Origin of the sequence: Hungatella sp. SL.1.14 (assembly GCF_024460495.1) — a bacterium.
GTDB lineage: Bacteria > Bacillota > Clostridia > Lachnospirales > Lachnospiraceae > Hungatella > Hungatella hathewayi.
On record NZ_JANFYJ010000064.1, the window covers coordinates 1 to 2,765 of the forward strand.

The 2,765-nt window shown below is 45.9% G+C and carries 5 protein-coding genes; 2 read left to right on the forward strand and 3 right to left on the reverse strand.

Annotated features, from left to right (window positions below):
* Positions 1-206: 206 nt before the first annotated feature.
* Both NE473_RS29760 and lexA read left to right on the forward strand, forming a co-directional pair.
* Positions 207-401: a hypothetical protein gene (locus NE473_RS29760; RefSeq protein ID WP_055651929.1), complete on the forward strand. Its 195-nt coding sequence runs from the start codon at positions 207-209 to the stop codon at positions 399-401.
* Positions 402-414: 13 nt separating this feature from the next.
* Positions 415-1,029 carry a transcriptional repressor LexA gene (gene lexA, locus NE473_RS29765; RefSeq protein WP_055651928.1) on the forward strand — a complete coding sequence of 205 codons (615 nt, stop codon included), beginning with the start codon at positions 415-417 and terminating at the stop codon, positions 1,027-1,029.
* Positions 1,030-1,071: 42 nt separating this feature from the next.
* Here lexA and NE473_RS29770 read toward each other — a convergent pair whose 3' ends face one another.
* From NE473_RS29770 to NE473_RS29780, 3 genes are all read right to left on the reverse strand, one after another.
* Positions 1,072-1,911 (reverse strand): NlpC/P60 family protein, encoded by an 840-nt coding sequence (locus NE473_RS29770; RefSeq protein WP_055651927.1) that lies wholly within the window; start codon positions 1,909-1,911, stop codon positions 1,072-1,074.
* Between the two features lie 107 nt (positions 1,912-2,018).
* Positions 2,019-2,279, reverse strand: a complete 261-nt coding sequence (locus tag NE473_RS29775) for a phage holin family protein (RefSeq protein ID WP_055651926.1) — start codon at positions 2,277-2,279, stop codon at positions 2,019-2,021.
* Positions 2,280-2,282: 3 nt separating this feature from the next.
* On the reverse strand, positions 2,283-2,522 hold the full coding sequence (locus tag NE473_RS29780; protein WP_055651925.1) for a hypothetical protein: 240 nt from the start codon (positions 2,520-2,522) through the stop codon (positions 2,283-2,285).
* Positions 2,523-2,765 lie beyond the last annotated feature (243 nt).

The following is a 2,765-nucleotide window of genomic DNA, read 5'->3' on the forward strand; positions in this document are numbered from 1 at the left end:
ATCCAGCAGTATTATATGTAAGTCCTGCTTTGAAGGGTGTATTTAACGTATCAACATCCCAGCGGAGAAAAACAGGGCCATCACTAGGAGCCATAAGATTACTTGAGTAGACTGCTTTTGCTAAATCTCCATTTATCGAACAAACGTTTGCTTTTCTGTGAATTATATGTTATTCTATATTCATAAGCAGAAAAGGAGGCGATACTATGAATGATATTTTACCAGAGGAACTCCAAAAAATGTTAGATTTTTTTAATGCCGCTACTGAAGCAGTGGAAAATGAATTAGCAGCGGAATTTGCTTGTCCGTTATGTGGAGGAAAAGCATATGCATCTAAAGCTTCAACAAATGGACATGTACATGCATATTGTAGCAAATGTGATGCAAACTTTATGGAGTAAAGGCGGTGATTAAATGGAAAAAATAACGCCGAAGCAATCAGAGATTTTAGAGTATATCAAAAATAATATTCTAAAAAGAGGGTATTCACCGGCTGTTCGGGATATCTGTAAAGCTGTCGGTTTAAGTTCTCCGTCCTCTGTACAAAATCATCTTAACGTATTGGAGGAAAAAGGATATATTCGTAAAAGCCCACTACATTCACGAACAATAGAGATAATGGATGACAACTTTAATCTGTTAAGACGCCAAGTAATTAATGTACCACTTTTAGGAACTGTTGCGGCCGGTGTACCATTACTCGCAGAAGAAAATATTGAAAATTACTATCCAATACCCGCCGAATTACTCCCTTGTGAGGAGACATTTATGTTGAATGTTAAGGGGGACAGTATGATTAATGCCGGCATATTCGATGGAGATCAGCTAATAGTTGAGCGGTGCTCAACCGCTTGCAATGGTGAAATTGTTGTTGCTCTTGTAGATGATTCCGCTACAGTAAAACGTTTTTTCAAAGAAGATGGATACTATAAACTTCAACCAGAGAATAGCGATATGGGTCCCATTATTGTAAAGCATCTGGAGATATTAGGAAAAGTAATCGGATTGTTTCGATTAGGAACAGACTGAATAGAAATATGATTAGGCGGCCCACACGGACCGCCTTTTTCGTTATCCAGCCAGCCCCGGATACTGCAATGCTCCGTCCTGATCTGGTGTCAGCACGACTGGCTCCTTGACAAGTTTGCCATCCTGATCGAGATAATACCACTTTCCATCACTGGCCTGTAAACCTTTAACCATGGCTCCATCGGCACCGAGATAGTACCAGTCTCCCTCATACATATACCAGGTGCTATGGACCATCATGCCGGCACCATCAAACCAGTACCATTTACCGTCTGAGTCCTGATACCAGGAGTTGCGTACTGGAGTGCCTGTGTTACCGAGGTAATACTTCCGACCGCCGCTCTCCTCATACCAGCCAGACTTCTTCGGTGCTTCCGGCTTCGGCGCTGCATCGTCCTGTATATACCGCCTGACGCATACAAGCCCCTTCCTCCAGCCTCCCGGCGCCCATGAGTCATACCGGCTCTTGCAGTATGCCGTAAGCTGCTTATAACTCGGCCTGCCGCTACCGTGGCCGCAGATAATGCCATTACCGCAGTACATCTCAACGTGGCCGATCTTAAGCGGGCGTCTCTTATCGGTTCCCGCAAATTCCAACATATCACCGGGGCGCAAACGGGAAACGTCCGGGATACCTGCGGTTATGTCTACGTCTACGGTTGTCAACTTGCCGGACTGATATATTCCGGCGGTATTAAGTATGCCGAAGCTCTGGCCTGCCTCTGCATATGCATAACAGATAGAGCTACTGCAATCACTGTAATAGTTGCCGTCTTTATATTTTTTAAAACAGTAATCACGTAAATTCTGACTGTAATAATTGCGGCCAATCAGCGTGTCGTACTTTGCGATTACTGCCTGTCTCTTTTCTTGTGCTGTCATAGTACCTCCAAAAATGAAAAGGCCCGGGATTTACCCAGGCCCATAAATAAGTACAGTATCACCGGCTCTCACCCTGCCGGCCGGGAGATATGCGGATCATCGCCTTTCTACTGCTTGATTTGCTTGATTGCCTGGTTCACTCCGGTAGCAGCCAGGCCGGAGACAATACCGATTGCCAAGGCATTGATTATGTCCTGAGCCGGAAACGCTGGCATCGTGTACATTCCTGCGACACCCAGCGCTGCCCCGACCGCCCCGCAGATAACCGGGATCACCTCGTCCTTGATCCTCACACTTGCTTTGCAGGCCATTCCGGCCAGATAGCATATTACTGTAATTCCTGCAACACTCGCAATTCCAAAATCCATAGTTTATTCCTCTCTTTCCAGATCGCTGATCCTGTGATTAACGACCTTTATCTGTTCCTGCATAACTGCCTGTGTTTCTTCAAGCTTAAAAGTCCGCTCAATCACCGTGTTATGCTTGTCTACTTTCTTCTCTAGCTGCTCCAGCCGGTAGGCGGTCAGTTTCGCTGACGCAAACACGCCGGCGAATGTGCCGATTGCACTGCCTCCCAGCCCGATCAGAGCCACCATTATCTCTGTAGGCATTTGTAAGCCCTCCTGTCAGTTATTCCGGATTCTCTTCCAGCCATTTTTCTGTCTTTGTTTTCCAAAACTTCGGCACATCATTAATCGTAATAATACCGCACCTGATCCGAGTCCCATAAAATGCTCCCATTAAATCATACCTCCTTCTGCTAGTGTTCCAACCACTTCACCAAGATCATTAATTGCCCCGTCCTGTACCGCCTTTCCTTCCTCCAGGGCGTCCAGGCGCTTTTCCTCGTCGTT